We start from the raw sequence: 17,453 nt of genomic DNA, 5'->3' as shown, positions 1-17,453 counted from the left end.
ACGACCTATATTCGCATAGTGCTAAGCTAATTGACGGCACAAAAAAGCAGGCGTAATGCCTGCTTTTACTTTTTGCTTAACACCGGTTTAATTTAAGCGTTGGCTAACGCCTGATTAAAGGTATGGCTTGGACGCATAGCTTTAGCGGCCAACTGCGGATTAGGCTTGTAGTAACCACCAATATCTACAGCCTTACCCTGGGCACCGTTTAGCTCAGCGATAATAGTCGCTTCCTGTTGCTGCAGCACTGTGGCCAGCTTAGCAAAGCGGGCCTGTAGCTCTGTGTCCGCCGTTTGCGCGGCTAAAGCCTCTGCCCAGTACATAGCCAGGTAGAAATGGCTGCCACGGTTGTCCAGCTCGCCCAGCTTGCGCCGTGGCGACTTATCATTGTCTAAAAACTTCGCCGTTGCAGCATCCAGTGCATCAGCCAACACTTTGGCTTTGTTATTACCGGTTACCTGGCTTAAATGCTCCAGTGACGCTGCCAGCGCTAAAAACTCGCCCAGCGAATCCCAACGCAGGTAGTCTTCTTCGATAAATTGCTCAACATGCTTAGGTGCAGAGCCGCCGGCGCCGGTTTCAAACAGGCCGCCACCGTTCATCAACGGCACCACTGACAGCATTTTAGCGCTGGTACCCAGCTCTAAAATCGGGAATAAGTCGGTTAAGTAATCCCGCAGTACGTTACCGGTGACTGAAATAGTGTCCAGCCCCTGCTTCATACGTTGCAGCGACAAGCGGGTGGCTTCTACCGGTGCCAAAATTTGGATATCCAGGCCACTGGTATCATGCTCTTGCAGATAAGCTTTAACTTTAACAATCAGCTGAGCATCATGCGCCCGCGCACTGTCTAACCAGAACACTGCCGGAGTATTGCTTAAGCGTGCACGGTTTACCGCCAGTTTTACCCAGTCACGAATTGGCGCATCTTTTACCTGACACATACGCCAGATATCGCCCTGCTCAACCGCATGCTCAAACACCACGTCGCCTTTGCTGTTCAGTACCTGCACTTTGCCGTCAGCAGCTATTTCAAAGGTTTTATCGTGCGAGCCGTACTCTTCAGCTTTTTGTGCCATCAAACCTACGTTAGGCACTGAGCCCATAGTACGCGGGTCAAAAGCACCGTTTTTGCGGCAAAAATCTATCGTTTCCTGATAAACACCGGCGTAGCAACGATCCGGGATCATCGCTTTGGTGTCTTTTAACTTACCATCCGGGCCCCACATCTGGCCGGAGCTTCTGATCATCGCCGGCATAGAGGCATCGATAATCACATCGCTTGGTACATGCAGGTTGGTAATGCCTTTATCAGAATTCACCATCGCCAGCGCAGGTTGGGCAGCGTAGCAAGCTTTAATATCAGCTAATACCGTATCCTGTTGGGCCTGCGGCAGCGTGGCAATTTTTGCAAACATATCGCCGGCGCCGTTATTTACGTCTACGCCCAGTTCAGCAAACAGCGCCGCATGCTTTTCAAACACCGGCTTAAAAAACACCGTAACCGCATGACCAAATAAAATCGGATCTGACACCTTCATCATGGTGGCTTTTAAATGCAGTGATAGCAGCACATCTTGTTGCTTAGCCGCAGCAATTTCCTGCTGATAAAAGGCGCGCAGTGCATTTTTGCTCATGGTAGCAGCGTCAATCACTTCGCCGGCCAGAACAGCCACCTTGTCTTTTAACACCGACACTGCGCCGTCGTTTGCCAGCAATTGAATTTTCAGTGCATCGGCATCAGTAAAGGTGGCCGACTTTTCACTGCCGTAAAAATCGCCCTGTGTCATATGCGCCACGTGTGATTTAGAATCTGCAGCCCAGGCACCCATACTGTGCGGGTTTTTCTTTGCGTATTGTTTAACAGATGCCGGCGCGCGGCGATCTGAGTTACCTTCACGCAGTACCGGGTTTACCGCACTGCCTTTAATTTTGTCATAGCGCGCTTTAACATCACGCTCTTGTTCAGTTTTCGGCTCTGCCGGATAGTCCGGTAACGCATAGCCTTGTTGTTGCAGTTCTTTAATTGCCGCTTTTAACTGAGGGATAGAAGCACTGATATTCGGCAGCTTAATAATGTTAGCGTCGGGTTGATTCGCCAGCTCGCCCAGCTCAGTTAAGGCATCGTTAATGCGTTGCTCTGGCTTTAAGAAATCCGGAAAGTTGGCAATAATGCGGCCGGACAGAGAAATATCACGGGTTTCTACCGCAATACCGGCAGCAGCTGAGAAGGCCTGCACTATAGGCAGTAAAGAATAGGTCGCCAACGCCGGCGCTTCATCCGTTTCAGTGTAGATAATTTTTGCAATTTCTTTTGACATGTTAGTTCCTGTAATGTGTTTGCGATCAGCTGGCTTATGCTGGCCAGTTCGCACCTTCATCCGGGCGATGTTGATGTTTTAAACGCATTTGTTGCAAAGCGGCGCTAGTATAGCAGCATGACATTCAATAAAATAGGCAGCCTGCCGCGCAACCCGGCGGCTTATCTCAGCTGCAATTTTAAGCAGATAATGCGCATTGTTAAGCAATACTGACAGCAACTGTAAAGCAGCAGGATGCTATGAATTTCAGCAACAAAAAGACAGAGAAACCTGTGCCAAACCGACAGAATTTACAAAATAATCCATATGCGAAAAAACGCAATGCGACCAAAGTCGCGCATCCGGTAATAGTGCTGTTTAACAAACCCTTTGATGTGTTGTGCCAGTTTACCGATAACAGCACGCCACCGCGCGCTACCCTGGCTGACTTTATCCCTATTCCTGAAGTGTATGCCGCCGGCCGGCTCGACCGTGACAGTGAAGGCTTATTGTTGTTAACGAACTGCGGCCAAACCCAGCACCGGATCAGCGACCCTAAACATAAAATGGCCAAAACCTATTGGGTGCAGCTCGACGGTAATATCAGTGACGAAGCTCTGGCGCAATTAACGGCCGGGGTGCAATTAAATGACGGCTTAACGCTACCGGCTATTGCACAACGGTTGGCGGAACCGGCGATCTGGCCGCGCCAGCCCCCTGTGCGTCAGCGCGCCAATATTCCTACCAGTTGGATAAGTTTGACTATTACTGAAGGCCGTAACCGCCAGGTAAGACGGATGACCGCTGCGGTTGGATTTCCTACGTTACGCTTAATCCGCGTGCAAATAGGTGACTGGACTCTTACAGATTTAGCGCCTGGCCAGTACAAAGTGTTAGCGCTGAAATAAGGATAGTACGAACATCATGAGCAGAGAACTACTACACCTTACTGTTGCCGCCATAGTGTGTTTTGAGCACAAATTTTTACTGGTAGAAGAGCGCGATAAACTCACGGGTCAGCGGGTACTGAACCAGCCGGCCGGCCATGTCGAACAGGATGAGGATTTGCTTAGCGCCGTAAAACGCGAACTGTTTGAAGAAACCGGCCTGATGCTTGAACCCTCGGCATGGCTGGGCATTTCGCAGTTAACCGCCGCCAATGGCCATCGCTATGTGCGGCTGAATTTTATCTTTGAACCAGACAGCCTGCCACCCCGCTACCAGCCACAAGACAGCGATATTCTGGCGCTGCACTGGTACAGCGCCGCTGAGCTGCCACAAGCCTTATTACCGCTTCGCAGCTGCCTGGTTAGCGATGCTGTTGCTTTGTACTGTGAAGGGGTGCGCCTGCCGCTATCGCTAATTCAACCGCCGCGATAACATGCGCAGCCGATAAATTTAATGTATAATCCGCGCCTTGTTTTTTAAGCCTTCAAAAGTGCAGTGCTATGCCAGATACCCGCTCAGCTGACAGCTCAGCCAACAGCAGTAAAAAAGTCATCGTCGGCATGTCCGGCGGCGTAGATTCTTCCGTCTCAGCCTATCTGTTGTTACAGCAGGGTTATCAGGTTGAAGGCCTGTTTATGAAGAACTGGGAAGAAGACGACAACGACGAATACTGTGCTGCTGCTGAAGATATGCGCGATGCGCAGGCGGTGTGTGACAAACTGGGTATAGTACTGCACAAAGTGAATTTTGCCGCTGAGTACTGGGACAACGTATTCGAGTATTTCCTTGCTGAATATAAAGCCGGCCGCACCCCTAACCCGGACATTATGTGCAACAAGGAAATTAAGTTTAAAGCCTTTTTGGAATTTGCGGCCGAAGCCCTGGGGGCTGACTATATTGCTACCGGCCATTACGTGCAACGGCGCTATGTAAATGGCCACTGGCAGCTGTTACGCGGGCTGGATAATAACAAAGATCAAAGCTATTTCCTCTACACCATTGGAGAAGAGCATGTGGCACAAACGCTGTTCCCTGTTGGTGAGCTGGAAAAACCGGCGGTACGCGCCATTGCCGAACAGCAAGGTTTAGTGACCCACGACAAAAAAGACAGTACCGGTATTTGCTTTATCGGCGAGCGCAAGTTTAAAGATTTTCTGCAGCAGTATTTACCGGCGCAACCCGGTGACATTGTCTCGGTGGATGGCGACACTATAGGCCGCCATGAAGGCCTGATGTACCACACCCTGGGCCAGCGTAAAGGCCTGGGTATCGGCGGCCTGCGCGATGGCGGCGACGAGCCCTGGTATGTGGTGGGCAAAAACCTCGACACCAATCAGCTGATTGTTGCTCAGGGCCATGACCATCCGGGATTATTGTCTAAAGGTTTAGTGGCCAGCCAGTTGCATTGGACCGACCGTAAAGGCCCACAGCAAACGCTGCGTTGCACCGTGAAAACCCGTTACCGGCAAACGGATATTCCCTGCAATTTAACTCCCAACGCCGACGGTACGGTAACGGTGCTGTTTGATAGCGCACAAAAAGCCGTGACGCCGGGCCAATCGGCGGTGTTTTATCTTGACGACGTTTGCCTTGGCGGCGGCATTATTGATGTGGCATTGAACTGATATGCAATATTCTCTTTCTACCCAAATTATCGCGCTGGCCGGCCTGTGTCAGGCACTGAAGTTAGTACAAAGCGTGGCGCGCAGCAGCGACACCGATAAAGCGGCGTTGTCAGTCATATTAAACAGTGTCGCCGTGATTGATGCACAGGAGCCACTGCAAATTTATGGCGACTCAATCGCCAATCTGCAAACCGGCTTACAACTGATTGTCGATCAATTAGGTGATAAACCACAGAAAGATGTCGAGCTGACCCGCTATATCGTTGGTGTGTTAGCGCTGGAGCGCAAACTAAATAAAACGCCGGCCAATATGAACAAGCTTGGAGGCAAGTTGCAGCATCTGGAACGCCAGTTACAGCACTTCAGTATTACCGATGACAATATGCTGGCCAATCTGGCAGATATTTACAGCGACTGTATCAGCAGTTTAGGCGGTCGCATTCAAATTTATGGCCAACCGGATTTATTAAAACAACCTACAGTACAACACAAAGTACGGGCGTTGTTATTGGCGGCTGTCCGCTCTGCCGTTTTATGGCGTCAGGCAGGTGGCAGCCGGCTGAATTTTATCTTTAAACGTCGCAAGTTAGTGGCGCAAGCACAACAGATGCTGGCGCAACTACCCTCATCAAGCTTATAGGAGCCTGTATGCAACTGAACGCCCTTACCGCTATTTCTCCCGTTGACGGGCGCTATGGCAGCAAAACCACCGATTTACGTAACTATTTCAGTGAGTTTGGCTTAATTAAATACCGGGTGATGGTAGAAGTACGTTGGCTGCAGCAGATGGCTGCCACAGCAGGCATTGCCGAAGTTCCGCCATTGTCGGCAGAAGCCAACCGTGTTTTAAATGACATTGTCGACAATTTCAGCTTAAGCGATGCTGAGCGGGTAAAAGAAATTGAGCGCACCACTAACCACGACGTTAAAGCCGTAGAATATCTGTTGAAAGAAAAAGTGGCTGCCAACAGCGAGCTGGCGGCAATAAGCGAATTTATCCATTTTGCCTGTACTTCAGAAGATATTAACAACCTGTCGCACGGCCTGATGTTAAGCGAGGCCCGCTCGCAAGTGTTGCTGCCGCAATGTGATGCCTTGCTCGATGCGATTAAACAACTGGCCAATGCGCATAAAACGGTGCCGATGATGGCGCGCACCCACGGCCAACCCGCCTCGCCCACCACCATGGGTAAAGAAATGGCTAATGTTTATATGCGCTTACAGCGTCAGCGTGATCAAATCGCTAACGTAGAGATCCTCGGTAAGTTCAACGGCGCTGTCGGTAACTACAATGCGCACTTATCGGCTTATCCGCAACTTAACTGGCATCAGTTGTCAGAGCAGTTTGTTACCGGTTTGGGTCTGAGCTGGAATGCTTTTACTACCCAAATTGAGCCGCATGACTATATTGCTGAGCTGTTTGACGCCGTTGCCCGTTTTAATACCATTTTGCTGGATTTTGATCGTGATGTCTGGGGTTATATTGCGCTGGGTCACTTTAAACAGCGTACCATTGCCGGTGAAATCGGCTCATCAACCATGCCGCACAAAGTTAACCCTATCGACTTTGAAAACTCCGAAGGCAACCTGGGCATTGCCAATGCACTGTTTAACCATTTGTCTGCTAAGTTGCCGGTATCGCGCTGGCAGCGTGATCTGACAGACTCTACTGTACTGCGCAACTTAGGTATGGGCTTTGGCTATACCTTAATTGCCTATCAGGCAACGTTAAAAGGCATCAGTAAACTGGAAGTAAACGAAGCTAACCTGCGCGCTGAGTTAGACGCGAACTGGGAATTGCTGGCCGAGCCGGTACAAACTGTAATGCGTAAATACGCGATTGAACAGCCGTATGAAAAGCTGAAAGAGTTAACCCGCGGCAAACGTATTACCCAAGCCGACTTACATCTGTTTATTGATAAACTGGAACTACCGGACCAGGTAAAAGCACAGTTAAAACAGCTGACGCCGGCTAATTATATTGGTGCGGCGGTAGAGATCACCGCCACCCTGGCATAACGGCATTACAACAAGGCGCTGAATTCAGCGCCTTTTTTCTCAGGAAACACTTATGTATCAACTGAATTTAGGCTCGCTCAGCGTTGCTGAGTTTCTGCAGCAATACTGGCAGAAGAAGCCACTGCTGCTCAAAGGCGGTTTTAAACAGTTTGCTGATCCATTGACAGCTGATGAACTGGCCGGTCTGGCGCAGGAAGAAGACATCGAGTCGCGTATCGTCAGTTGTGTAAACAAACAATGGGATATGCAAACCGGACCCTTTGAAGACTTCAGCGCCTTTGGCGAAACAGACTGGACACTACTGGTGCAAGCTGTTGATCACTGGCACCCTGACGCGGCTAAACTGCTGGACCCGTTTCGCTTTATCCCGAACTGGCGTATAGATGACTTAATGGTCAGCTTTTCCACACCGGGCGGCGGCGTTGGCCCGCATCTTGATCAATATGATGTATTTATTATTCAGGGTGAAGGCAAACGCCACTGGCGCGTTGGCATGCCGGACAGCAGCTTAGAACAATTATGCCCGCACCCGCGGCTGTTACAGGTAAGCCCTTTTAACGCCTGTATTGATGTAATAACTGAACCCGGTGACATTTTATATATTCCACCGGGTTGCCCGCATGATGGCGTCAGTATCGAAAACAGCCTGAATTACTCGGTAGGCTTTCGCGCGCCGGCACAAAAAGACTTACTTACCGGGCTGGTAGATCATTTAATTGACCATGACATCACCGGCAGCCGCTTTAGCGACAACGACCGCAGCGCAGCAGTGTCCGTTGGTGCTATCAGCGATACCGATCTTAACCAGGTGCAACAATTGCTACTGCAGTTGGTTAATGATAAAGCCCTGCTGCCGCACTGGTTTGGCAGTTTAATTACCCGTGCCAAACATGAGCTGGACATCAATGAGCCGGACCCGCACTATGCTGCTGACGAAATCGCTGAATACCTTGACGAAGGCTCGGTACTCAGCCGCAGCGGTGGTCTGCGCTGTTGCTACTATCAGCAGGCAAGCAGCAGCGATATTCTGCTGTTTATTAATGGTGATCAGATCACTCTGCCGGCCAATGAACTGGCTACAGCACAGTTACTGTGTGATTTTACCAGCCTGACGACAGAGCAAAATTTGCATTTTAACCAATCGGCTGAGCGTTTGATGCTGCTGACTACCCTGCTCAACCAGGGCTACTGGTACTTCAGCGAATAACCTTATTACGCTGCAGAACATAAATAAAAAACCGCACTAAGTGCGGTTTTTTATTTATTGTAAAGCTAAGGCTACACTTAGCTGACAGCCTCAGCCTGCCACAGCTCGTCTTTACTAAACATCTCATATAAAGCATGCGCGCGGTTGACCAACAAGTTGACGAAGTCTTGCTTGGTTTTATCAGTAATGCCTGAATCAATAATCTGCTGGGCTTTTAGTTGCCAATGTAATGAAAACGCCCTGACGGCTTCTCTAGCATCAGGCGCAGCAGAAAATGCCATATGGTCTGTCGGCAGATCGCCACTGATCACCCAAAATGACTGTTTATCTTTAGTATTTAGCTTCCATACCGCCATATAGGGTGGTAAATAACGACTTTCAGACACGGCAACATTGTCCGGTAAGATACCTTTACCGGCTAAATACTCATTCGCCTTCTGATACTGCGCCCTTACCCATTCTGCACGGGCTTGTTCAATTTGTTGTTGAGTTAACTGCTCACTCATTATACGACTTCCTGCTGTAGTGTTTTTGCTACTTTAGGTGACTCGTCAGACACAATCAAGTGTTGCTGTAAATTGTCGACAATCACCTGGACTGACCAGATTATTTTTTCCGGCATTTCTGGTGTAACTCAGGTTGAAATGCTACATTTCGCGGCGCAAAAATGCCGCTGTCAAAGTGGCTGTTAACCAGACAGACTTACTGCCCTGAAACAGTCAGGCAGTTAATAAACGGAGAAATCAGTCGTGGCCGTATTTAATCATTCTGAGTTCGATAATCATGAGCAAGTGGTCTTTTGCAGCGATGCAGAAACCGGCCTGAAAGCTATTATCGCTGTACACAGCACCGCTCTGGGCCCTGCTGTTGGTGGCTGCCGTTTATGGGATTATGTCTCAGACGAAGCTGCATTAAATGATGTCTTACGTTTATCCCGTGGTATGACCTATAAAAACGCGATGGCAGGTCTACCCTTAGGCGGCGGCAAATCGGTTATTATCGGTGATGCGAAGAAGATTAAATCAGAAGCCTTATTCCGGGCCTTTGGCCGCATGATCCATCGCTTGTCCGGCAGCTATTACAGTGCTGAGGATGTTAATATCACTACCGGCGATATAATGGTCGTCAACAAAGAAACGCCTTTTGTCGCCGGTTTAGAGGGCAAAAGCGGTAATCCGGCGCCCTTTACCGCGCTGGGAACCTATCGCGGCATAAAAGCAGCAGCTAAACATCAGTTCGGTTCAGATGATTTGAGCGGTAAAACCGTTGCTATCCAGGGCCTTGGCAGTGTCGGTTTTTATCTGTGTGAGCACCTGCATAAAGAAGGTGCAAAGTTAATTGTTACTGATATTAACCAGGACGCCGTGCAGCGCGCCGTAACCCGGTTTGCTGCTAAGGCTGTAGGCTTGGATGACATCTATGCTGTTGAAGCGGATATCTATGCGCCTTGCGCTTTAGGTGCCACTATTAACGACGAGACGATCCCGCAGCTTAAAGCTCGTATTGTCGCCGGCTGCGCCAATAATCAGTTAAAAGAAGCCCGTCATGGCGAAGTGTTGCGGCAAAAAGGCATACTGTACGCACCGGACTATGTGATTAATGCCGGTGGCATTATCAATGTCGCATCAGAGATGCGCCCGCAAGGCTACTCAGAAAGCGAGTCGACAGCCAAAGTGATGGCCATTTACGATACGCTGTTAACTATTTTCCAACGCGCTGATGCCGAAAAACAATCTACCAGTGTGATTGCCGATTTAATGGCGCAGGAAATTATCCGCCGCGGTAAAAACTGATACTTGTACTGCTGAAAAACACCGCGCAAGGCGCGGTGTTTTTTATACCGCAGTAAATAAAGCGCCCAGCTTTAACGGTACTATGCTCATCGCAGTTTCGTAGCCGGTATTAAACAACTGCTGTTTTTGCTGCTGGCTCATGGCAAAGTCAACCGATGATACGGCGCCGGTGTTAATCACTATGGTATTGTGCCAATGCTCTGCATGAACATATTCTCTGGACACTGCGCTCATAAAGGTTCTGATTAACATATAAATGTAGGATACCAACGGCAAGTAGCGGCTGGTTTTAACCGGCTGGGCTTCAGTATCACTTTTCAGCCGGAAACAGATTAACGGCACCCCACAGCCTGACCAATCATGATGCAATGCATCTTCAGACAGAATAACACCATCGGTCATAATGTGATTTTCAAACGCCTGAAAAGAGAAAAATAGCGGGATCGACATCGAAAAACGGATAGCTTTGGATACCTTCAGCGTTGGTGTCAGTAAGCGATTAAACACCACAGGCCCGCCACCGTTAATGTCAGTTGCCAGCACATGTAAATCGTGTGGTAAATCAGCGAAAGTGGCCCCCTGTAACTGTTTATCTAACCAGGCTTCCAGCTTATTACCGTTACATAAGCCCCCGGTGCGCAGCAAAGAGGTAAAAGAGAAGCTCCAGAATTGCTTAAAGTCTGTGTGTAACGCTAATGCTTTAATATCGGCCAAACTCCAGCCTGCGGCATACAATGCAGCCACAATACTGCCACCGGATACGCCAACCAGATGACGAAAGCGAAAGCCCATTTCAAGCAATGCCTGTAAGATACCGATATAACAGCTGAGCCTGGTGCCGCCGCCGGAAAATATCGGTACAATTTCTTTATCCGCTTTATTTAACATGGCAGCACTTTCCCTGGCTGTTGGACAACCTTGTTAGTATGGGGTAATTTCTCACCCTTGCCATTAAATGCTGCAGCTATTTTGTACAATTTGCGCTAGTATAGTGTCATTACACAATAACTTAGATATGGATTGTCTTAAGTATGTATAAAGTCTTGCTATGCCTGTTAGCCTTGTATTATCCCCTGCCGGTGTGGGCGAACTTAAGCAACAGCATAGAGCAGATAAAACCCGCTGTTGTTGCGCTGGGAATATACAGCCCGCTGGCCTCACCCAGAATAAAATTAATCGGCAGTGGCTTTGCTGTCCCGCCCGGTAATCAAATCGTTACCAATTATCATGTAATATCCAGACCGCTGAGTACGCAGCGTAACGAAAGCTATGTGGTACTGTCAGGCAGCGCTGACAACGTTAATGTCCATCAAATTATCAGCACCAAACAACAACCGGAGCATGATTTAGCCGTACTTAAAATCAAGACTAAACTACCGGCTGTTACATTGGGGGATGCCAAACTCATTGCTGAAGGCACTGAAATCGCCTTTACCGGTTTTCCTATTACGGCAGTGCTGGGCCTGTACCCTGCCACTCACCGCGGCATTATCTCAGCAGTAACGCCGATTGCGATACCGGCGGATAATTCTGCACAACTACAAGCCTCTGCTCTTCGTCAGTTGCGCAAACCCTTTATGGTGTATCAACTTGATGCAACGGCTTATCCGGGCAACAGTGGCAGCCCGTTGTTCGATATAGAAACAGCACAAGTCATCGGCATTATTAATCAGGTATATGTAAAGTCGACCCGTGAAGCGGTATTACGGGACCCAAGCGCTATCAGCTTCGCTATACCGGTATCACTTTTACTGCCGTTACTGGATAATTAGCCGCTGACATGACATCAATACACCTTTGCACGGATGCGATTTAATGGATGTATTTAGCCAACTGGCGCTGGATAAAATCGGTTTTGCTTTGGCCGGCTTGGCTAACCTGTTTTTCTTTCTGTTGATCCTGGTAACACGGGTAAAAAACCTGCCGCGCTTTTTGCTGTTAACCTGGGCGTTAATCAGTATCTGTTGGTCGGTGTTTTACATGCTTAGTCCGGCACCGGCGTACTCCAATGCCACGTCATTATTGCTGGAGCTGGCACGAAACTTTGTATTAATGCTGTTTTTGTTGTCAGCACTGGGCCAGGGAAATCAGAGCCTGCGGCAATTACTACAGAGCCGTACTGTCGTAGCGCTTATTCTGTTGCTCAGCATTTGGTTTGTTCTGAGTAAATGGCAGCTGATTTCTGTCAATTTAATGTTTACCGGTAGCCTGGCACTGTATATCTTCCAGCTTGCGCTGCTCGAAGCTATGTACCGTAAAGCAGCAGAGAACAGATGGCAATATAAACCGCTGATACTAAGCATTTCTGTTTGCACCTTGTTTGATTTTATCCTGTTGGCAGAAGCGGCCCTGTTTGGCCAGATTGATACGCAAATGTGGGCGGCCCGCGGCTTTATCTGCGCAGCAATGCTGCCGTTTTTGGTTATTGCTGTGCGCCGCATTCAGGCATGGGGTATCAGCGTTTATGTTTCAAGAGACATTGTGCTGCAAAGTACTCTGGTTTTAACTGCCGGTCTTTACCTGTGTCTGGTTGCTATCGCCGGCTTCTACATTCGTTATATTGGTGGGCAATGGTCAAACCTTATCCAGGCCATCTTTCTGGTGTTGGGCTTCACTATGCTTGCCGGCATGTTATTGTCCGGCGCCTTACGCCGGCGATTAAAAGTATTTATTGAGAAACACTTTTTTGCCAACAAGTTTGATTATCGCTTAAAGTGGCTGGAGCTGACGCGACAGCTAAGGCTGGTTGATATAACCAAGCCTGAGCAATATGACACTATTTTACAGGCATGGCTCAGTGCTATCGGCTATAACAGAGGTTGTTTACTGCGAATTGGCAGCGCTGCACATATTGTGCAGTTGGCATGCTATAACCGCCCGCAGCTGTCTGACAATGAGAAAATGCTGGTGCAACGTTATGTGGAGAAATTTGCCGGCAGCCAATGGCTGGTAGATTTGTCCGACAATACTGATCCTTTTACACAACAACAGAGCAAGCTGAGCAATATCGACATTCAGTTGATCGTACCGATCCATTCAGATGGTAAACTCTGGGGGCTTTGCCTGATGAATACCCCGCTGGTTGACCGGCAAAAGCTGAATTGGGAACTACGCGATTACCTTATGCTGGTCACTGAGCAAATTGCCAGTTACTTAATGTTGATGCAAGCCAGTAAAGCACTCAGTGAAAATGCTCAATTCGCTGCTTTTAGCCGTATGTCGGCCTTTGTGCTGCATGATCTGAAGAATGTAAAAGCACAAATCGATTTAATGTTGCAAAACAGTATCAAACACAAAACTAATCCTGAATTTATTAATGACAGCTTCGACACCTTAGCAGCTATGCAGCAAAGGCTCGACAATATGCTGTCACAACTAAGCAGCAAACGCAGCGGCAACGCCGGCCAGAGCGTATTTAATGCCGCTGACGTCGTGCAGCAAATTATTAATCAGCGCTGTGCAGCAAAACGCCCCCTGCCGACACTACATGTAGAGAGCGACGCAGAGTTATGCTTGAATAAAGAGCGTTTCGCCAGCATTGTTTATCACCTGATAGATAATGCGCAGCATGCAACGCCGGCAGATGGCAAAGTTATGGTATCCATATTCAGCGACACTTTTTACCTGACACTGGTGATTGCCGATACCGGCTGCGGCATGTCTGCAGACTTTATCAGCCAGCGTCTGTTTAAACCCTTTGATTCTACCAAAGGCAACGCAGGCATGGGCGTTGGCGCTTATGATGCGCTACACTTTGCAGAACAACATAACGGGCAGTTACACGTGAACAGCACAGAAGGTACAGGTTCTACCTTTACACTAAAGCTGCCACGCCATCAGCCTGTATAAAGCAGTAATAACAAGGACTGTTCAATGAAAACTGTATTAGTCATAGAAGACGATATCGGCATCCAGAAACAACTTAAATGGAGTCTGCCTGATTATGAATTAGTGTTTGCTCAGGACAGAACCTCAGCGCTAACACAATTAAGACGTTATGAGCCGGAAGTTGTTACCTTAGACCTTGGCTTACCACCGGATCCGGCTAATGCCAGTGAGGGCCTCGCTTGCCTGCATGAAATTCTCAGCTGCCAACCGGATTGTAAGGTCATTGTCGTGACCGGAAGCAATGACAATGAACATGCGTTAAAGGCCATAGCCCTCGGTGCCTATGATTACTACCAAAAACCAATCAATACTGATGTCCTTACCGTAATCCTCGACCGTGCATTTAAACTAAGCCAACTTGAAAACGAGAATAAAGCGCTCAGAGCAGCCAACCTGAACAATGCGGATATCATTGGTAACAGCGAAGCGATGGCAAAAGCCTGCCGCACGGTAGAGAAAATAGCGCCAACTGAAATTACCACCTTACTACTGGGTGAAAGCGGCACCGGTAAAGAAGTTTTTGCCCGTGCCATACACCGGCAAAGCCCGCGAAACAACAAAGCCTTTGTGGCAATAAACTGTGCTTCGATTCCGGAAAACTTACTGGAAAGCGAGCTGTTCGGTTATGAGAAAGGCGCCTTTACCGGAGCTAATAAAACCACCCTGGGTAAAATAGAATGTGCTAACGGTGGCACTCTATTACTGGACGAAATAGGTGATATGCCTTTGAGTTTACAGGCCAAAATGCTGCGATTCTTGCAAGAGCGGGTTATAGAACGGGTTGGTGGTCGCCAGGAAATTGAAGTCGATGTCAGGGTTATATGCGCCACCCACCGCAACCTTGCAGAAATGGTGGCAGACCAAAGCTTTCGCGAAGATTTGTACTATCGTATCAGTGAAATAACGCTGCTAATCCCCCCGCTGCGTCAACGTGGCCATGATATCGTTGTTATTGGTAAAGCTCTGCTGAATAAATTCAATCATGAGTTTAATACACAAATACAAGGTTTTACCGAGTCTGCTATGCAGGCCATGCTGCAATACAGTTGGCCGGGTAATATCAGGGAACTGCAGAATAAACTAAAATCGGCTGTCATCCTGGCCGATAGCAAGTATATTTCAGCTGAAGATATCGGCCTGTCAGAACAGCATAGCAAAACGGATACACTGCGCAAAGTTAGGGAACAAGCCGAAACCAGCGCAATTCGTCATGCTTACACCCTGGCGAACGGCAACTTATCTAAGACAGCAGATGCATTGGGAATTACCAGACCAACACTTTATGCCTTAATCGACAAGTACCGGTTGCACGACTTACGCAGTATTGAAGCTGAAACCTGAGACCGGATAATAAAAAAACCCCACCGAAGTGGGGTTTTTTCTTACAGGCTAATGCCTTTTTGTTTCGCTTTATCTTTGATATAAGACTCCCAGCCACGCACCTGACGTGACATAGCAGGATCTTTCTTCGCATTCATCAACGCAGCATAAGCTTCTCTATACTTTTGCTGGTAGAAGTACGCATCAACTAAGCTCATATAAACGCCAGACGGCTTATCTACATTCAGAGACAAGGCTTTATCATAGGCTGCAATCGCATCATTATAACGCTGCACTGCGGAGTAAGCAGAACCCTGGCGGCGATAAGCATCGGCGTCATTTGTCAGCTTAGCTACTTCACCATAATATTCAGCGGCTTTTAAGAACTCACGGGCAGACTGATAGTTAGAAGCAATAAAATTCAGATTGGTTTTGTCTTTCTTCACCAAACCGCTCTTCATGTGCTTTTCCATCGTCACAGCTGCTTTGTAAGGAATGTTATTGTTTGCATACATCTGCGCTAACATTCTTACTTCAGAGTCTTTCTCAAGGTAGCCTTGCGAATTAGCCAGTTGTAATGTTGACAGCGACTTGGAAAACTCTTCAGTTAAGGTATAAAAATTACCTAAATATACCCAAAACTGTTTGTTCTCCGGAAACAGCTGCACCATGGTTTCAACCACAGTAACCAACTCTTTATAGCGCTTGGTTTCATACAATGCTGCCATCTTAAGCTGATACGGGCCTTCAATGGGCTTCGGTGAAAAACGAATAGCATCATCTGCCGGCGCCAATACCTTATCATACTGATTCATCAGATAATAAGCGTTGGCTATCCGCATATATGCATCTGCATTTTGCTCACCGGTGAACATAATCCAGCTTTCGTACGCTTTAATAGCTTTTTGGTACTGTTTGTCCTGCAACAGCATATCTGCCAACAACTTTAAAGAACCAGCCTGATCGTTAAATGCCAGTTCGTCCGGCGCTACCGCCAGCGTCAGATATTTAATCGCCTGCTTTTCATCTTTTGTTGCATACAGATTACCGAGAAAACGATTTAACGTTGCGGTATCAAACGCATTGCTGGACTTAGCATCCAGCAATACAGCTATAGCTTCGTCAAGCTTCTCTTCGTTATACAGCTCAAAAGCCTTAACCAGAACTTTACCAACACGCTCGCCCACGATCTGAGTTTTACGTGCTTTACGTTCTTCTACCTGAGCCATATTTGGCTGCACAGCAGCAGATACCGGAGCAATGGCCACACCAAGCGTAGTCAGGACTATTAATGCTGAAGTAAGCGTTTTAAACTTTTTCATATCAACCTCCCGCCATGTCTAGAGTGAAATCCAACTGAACCTGCATCCCGGTCTGTTTTAACGGCTTACCGTCAACAACTTTCGGGCTGTATTTCCAGCGTCGTAAAGCGCGGATCGCTTCGCGGTCAAATACACGGCGCGGCTCAGCCTCGATAACTTCTACTTCATCAACGCTGCCGTCTTCCATAATACTAAACCGTAGCCTTACCCAGCCCTGCAAACCATCACGGGCAGCTTGCACCGGATACCTTGGTTCAATACGAACAATAGGTGTTGCATCACCGTCACGCATCATACTGGACGGGTCACCTAAGCCACCTGCACCAGCTCCCAGGTTCAACCCCGGCATATTAAAGCCAATTGCACCGGCAGCATTAGCTGATTCAGGCTCAGGCTGTGGCGCTTTAGGCGGTTGAGCCGGCGGCGGTGGCGGTGGCGGTGGCGGTGGCCGACGTGTCTGCGTATCTGAATCAGGTGGCGTAGTGTTTAGCTCAATCACTATACGCTCTTGGTCAACCACCCGACGCTCTCCGGAACCTTTAACCAGAAGGGCCATAATCAGAAACAACACGAACGTTACCAACGCACCGATAATTAACGATGTTAGGAAACGTGCCATAGTTACTTAGTCTCCCCGGCGATACTGATCACCAGCGTTGGATCAGCAGCTTTAATCTGATCCATTACTTCCATCACTGTACCGTGCTTCGCTTCTTTATCAGCTTGCACAATAATAGTGTCGGTTGGTGATTCGGCTCTTAACCGTTCAATATTCGCAGATACACGCTCAACATCAACCGTGCGCTTATCCATCCAAATCTCACCATTCGCACGAATAGCGATAAAGATAGTTGCTGTAGGTTTCTTCTGAGCTTGTGCTGCCTCAGGCTTGTTTACATCGATACCGGCTTCCTTCACAAAAGAAGTAGTAACAATGAAGAAAATCAACATAATGAAAACGATATCCATCATCGGCGTAATGTCGATTGCGGCCTCATCGTCTTCACGAATACGTTTACGTGCCATAAAAA

General features: G+C 48.2%; 16 protein-coding genes. 10 read left to right on the top strand and 6 right to left on the bottom strand.

Translation table 11 applies throughout. The annotated features are described in order from the left end of the window. Window positions 1-92: 92 nt before the first annotated feature. Window positions 93-2,321, bottom strand: coding sequence for an NADP-dependent isocitrate dehydrogenase (locus ACTZWV_RS07020; protein ID WP_444785865.1), 2,229 nt, complete (start codon window positions 2,319-2,321; stop codon window positions 93-95). A gap of 239 nt (window positions 2,322-2,560) precedes the next feature. On the opposite strand from ACTZWV_RS07020, the gene ACTZWV_RS07015 reads away from it, so the two are divergent. From ACTZWV_RS07015 to ACTZWV_RS06990, 6 genes are all read left to right on the top strand, one after another. Continuing rightward, window positions 2,561-3,208: a pseudouridine synthase gene (locus ACTZWV_RS07015; protein ID WP_444785864.1), complete on the top strand. Its 648-nt coding sequence runs from the start codon at window positions 2,561-2,563 to the stop codon at window positions 3,206-3,208. Between the two features lie 16 nt (window positions 3,209-3,224). Next, window positions 3,225-3,680, top strand: coding sequence for an NUDIX domain-containing protein (locus ACTZWV_RS07010; protein WP_444785863.1), 456 nt, complete (start codon window positions 3,225-3,227; stop codon window positions 3,678-3,680). 68 nt (window positions 3,681-3,748) lie between these two features. Beyond that, a complete protein-coding gene (gene mnmA / locus ACTZWV_RS07005) occupies window positions 3,749-4,873 on the top strand; it encodes a tRNA 2-thiouridine(34) synthase MnmA (protein WP_444785862.1) in 1,125 nt (374 codons plus the stop codon). A 1-nt stretch (window position 4,874) separates the two neighbouring features. Beyond that, window positions 4,875-5,513 carry a high frequency lysogenization protein HflD gene (gene hflD / locus ACTZWV_RS07000; RefSeq protein ID WP_444785861.1) on the top strand — a complete coding sequence of 213 codons (639 nt, stop codon included), beginning with the start codon at window positions 4,875-4,877 and terminating at the stop codon, window positions 5,511-5,513. 8 nt (window positions 5,514-5,521) lie between these two features. After that, a complete protein-coding gene (gene purB / locus ACTZWV_RS06995) occupies window positions 5,522-6,892 on the top strand; it encodes an adenylosuccinate lyase (protein ID WP_444785860.1) in 1,371 nt (456 codons plus the stop codon). Between the two features lie 52 nt (window positions 6,893-6,944). Then, window positions 6,945-8,099, top strand: coding sequence for a ribosomal protein uL16 3-hydroxylase (locus tag ACTZWV_RS06990; protein WP_444785859.1), 1,155 nt, complete (start codon window positions 6,945-6,947; stop codon window positions 8,097-8,099). Window positions 8,100-8,176: 77 nt separating this feature from the next. On the opposite strand, the gene ACTZWV_RS06985 is transcribed toward ACTZWV_RS06990, so the two are convergent. After that, window positions 8,177-8,605 (bottom strand): DUF4826 family protein, encoded by a 429-nt coding sequence (locus ACTZWV_RS06985; protein ID WP_444785858.1) that lies wholly within the window; start codon window positions 8,603-8,605, stop codon window positions 8,177-8,179. Between the two features lie 243 nt (window positions 8,606-8,848). Between ACTZWV_RS06985 and ACTZWV_RS06980 the strand changes: the two genes are divergently transcribed. Continuing rightward, window positions 8,849-9,892 carry a Leu/Phe/Val dehydrogenase gene (locus tag ACTZWV_RS06980; RefSeq protein ID WP_444785857.1) on the top strand — a complete coding sequence of 348 codons (1,044 nt, stop codon included), beginning with the start codon at window positions 8,849-8,851 and terminating at the stop codon, window positions 9,890-9,892. Between the two features lie 42 nt (window positions 9,893-9,934). Here the strand turns inward: ACTZWV_RS06980 and ACTZWV_RS06975 are convergent, their stop codons facing one another. Beyond that, on the bottom strand, window positions 9,935-10,780 hold the full coding sequence (locus ACTZWV_RS06975; RefSeq protein ID WP_444785856.1) for a patatin-like phospholipase family protein: 846 nt from the start codon (window positions 10,778-10,780) through the stop codon (window positions 9,935-9,937). 143 nt (window positions 10,781-10,923) lie between these two features. Between ACTZWV_RS06975 and ACTZWV_RS06970 the strand changes: the two genes are divergently transcribed. From ACTZWV_RS06970 to prsR, 3 genes are read left to right on the top strand one after another with little or no spacing between them, the layout of a single operon-like run. After that, on the top strand, window positions 10,924-11,664 hold the full coding sequence (locus tag ACTZWV_RS06970; protein WP_444785855.1) for a S1 family peptidase: 741 nt from the start codon (window positions 10,924-10,926) through the stop codon (window positions 11,662-11,664). A gap of 43 nt (window positions 11,665-11,707) precedes the next feature. Beyond that, window positions 11,708-13,741, top strand: coding sequence for an XrtA/PEP-CTERM system histidine kinase PrsK (prsK, locus tag ACTZWV_RS06965; protein WP_444785854.1), 2,034 nt, complete (start codon window positions 11,708-11,710; stop codon window positions 13,739-13,741). 24 nt (window positions 13,742-13,765) lie between these two features. Beyond that, complete coding sequence (gene prsR, locus ACTZWV_RS06960; RefSeq protein ID WP_444785853.1) at window positions 13,766-15,121, top strand: PEP-CTERM-box response regulator transcription factor; 1,356 nt, start codon at window positions 13,766-13,768, stop codon at window positions 15,119-15,121. A gap of 41 nt (window positions 15,122-15,162) precedes the next feature. On the opposite strand, the gene ACTZWV_RS06955 is transcribed toward prsR, so the two are convergent. Genes ACTZWV_RS06955 through ACTZWV_RS06945 form a run of 3 tightly spaced genes read right to left on the bottom strand, consistent with a single transcriptional unit; the run spans window position 15,163 to window position 17,448 of the window. Then, entirely contained in the window at window positions 15,163-16,422 is a 1,260-nt protein-coding gene (locus ACTZWV_RS06955; RefSeq protein WP_444785852.1) for a tetratricopeptide repeat protein, read from the bottom strand. Window position 16,423: 1 nt separating this feature from the next. Beyond that, a complete protein-coding gene (locus ACTZWV_RS06950) occupies window positions 16,424-17,041 on the bottom strand; it encodes an energy transducer TonB (RefSeq protein WP_444785851.1) in 618 nt (205 codons plus the stop codon). A gap of 2 nt (window positions 17,042-17,043) precedes the next feature. Then, complete coding sequence (locus tag ACTZWV_RS06945; protein ID WP_173499750.1) at window positions 17,044-17,448, bottom strand: ExbD/TolR family protein; 405 nt, start codon at window positions 17,446-17,448, stop codon at window positions 17,044-17,046. Window positions 17,449-17,453 lie beyond the last annotated feature (5 nt).

The sequence above is a fragment of the Rheinheimera sp. NSM genome (assembly GCF_052380015.1).
In the GTDB taxonomy this organism is placed as follows: Bacteria; Pseudomonadota; Gammaproteobacteria; order Enterobacterales; family Alteromonadaceae; genus Alishewanella.
This window is presented reverse-complemented; position numbering and strand designations above follow the sequence as displayed.

Excerpts from the sequence above, each read along its gene's own strand:
- ACTZWV_RS07020 (WP_444785865.1), bottom strand. The coding sequence starts at position 2,321 with ATGTCAAAAGAAATTGCAAAAATTATCTACACTGAAACGGATGAAGCG.
- ACTZWV_RS07015 (WP_444785864.1), top strand. The coding sequence starts at position 2,561 with ATGAATTTCAGCAACAAAAAGACAGAGAAACCTGTGCCAAACCGACAG.
- ACTZWV_RS07010 (WP_444785863.1), top strand. The coding sequence starts at position 3,225 with ATGAGCAGAGAACTACTACACCTTACTGTTGCCGCCATAGTGTGTTTT.
- mnmA (WP_444785862.1), top strand. The coding sequence starts at position 3,749 with ATGCCAGATACCCGCTCAGCTGACAGCTCAGCCAACAGCAGTAAAAAA.
- hflD (WP_444785861.1), top strand. The coding sequence starts at position 4,875 with ATGCAATATTCTCTTTCTACCCAAATTATCGCGCTGGCCGGCCTGTGT.
- purB (WP_444785860.1), top strand. The coding sequence starts at position 5,522 with ATGCAACTGAACGCCCTTACCGCTATTTCTCCCGTTGACGGGCGCTAT.
- ACTZWV_RS06990 (WP_444785859.1), top strand. The coding sequence starts at position 6,945 with ATGTATCAACTGAATTTAGGCTCGCTCAGCGTTGCTGAGTTTCTGCAG.
- ACTZWV_RS06985 (WP_444785858.1), bottom strand. The coding sequence starts at position 8,605 with ATGAGTGAGCAGTTAACTCAACAACAAATTGAACAAGCCCGTGCAGAA.
- ACTZWV_RS06975 (WP_444785856.1), bottom strand. The coding sequence starts at position 10,780 with ATGTTAAATAAAGCGGATAAAGAAATTGTACCGATATTTTCCGGCGGC.
- ACTZWV_RS06970 (WP_444785855.1), top strand. The coding sequence starts at position 10,924 with ATGTATAAAGTCTTGCTATGCCTGTTAGCCTTGTATTATCCCCTGCCG.
- prsK (WP_444785854.1), top strand. The coding sequence starts at position 11,708 with ATGGATGTATTTAGCCAACTGGCGCTGGATAAAATCGGTTTTGCTTTG.
- prsR (WP_444785853.1), top strand. The coding sequence starts at position 13,766 with ATGAAAACTGTATTAGTCATAGAAGACGATATCGGCATCCAGAAACAA.
- ACTZWV_RS06955 (WP_444785852.1), bottom strand. The coding sequence starts at position 16,422 with ATGAAAAAGTTTAAAACGCTTACTTCAGCATTAATAGTCCTGACTACG.
- ACTZWV_RS06950 (WP_444785851.1), bottom strand. The coding sequence starts at position 17,041 with ATGGCACGTTTCCTAACATCGTTAATTATCGGTGCGTTGGTAACGTTC.
- ACTZWV_RS06945 (WP_173499750.1), bottom strand. The coding sequence starts at position 17,448 with ATGGCACGTAAACGTATTCGTGAAGACGATGAGGCCGCAATCGACATT.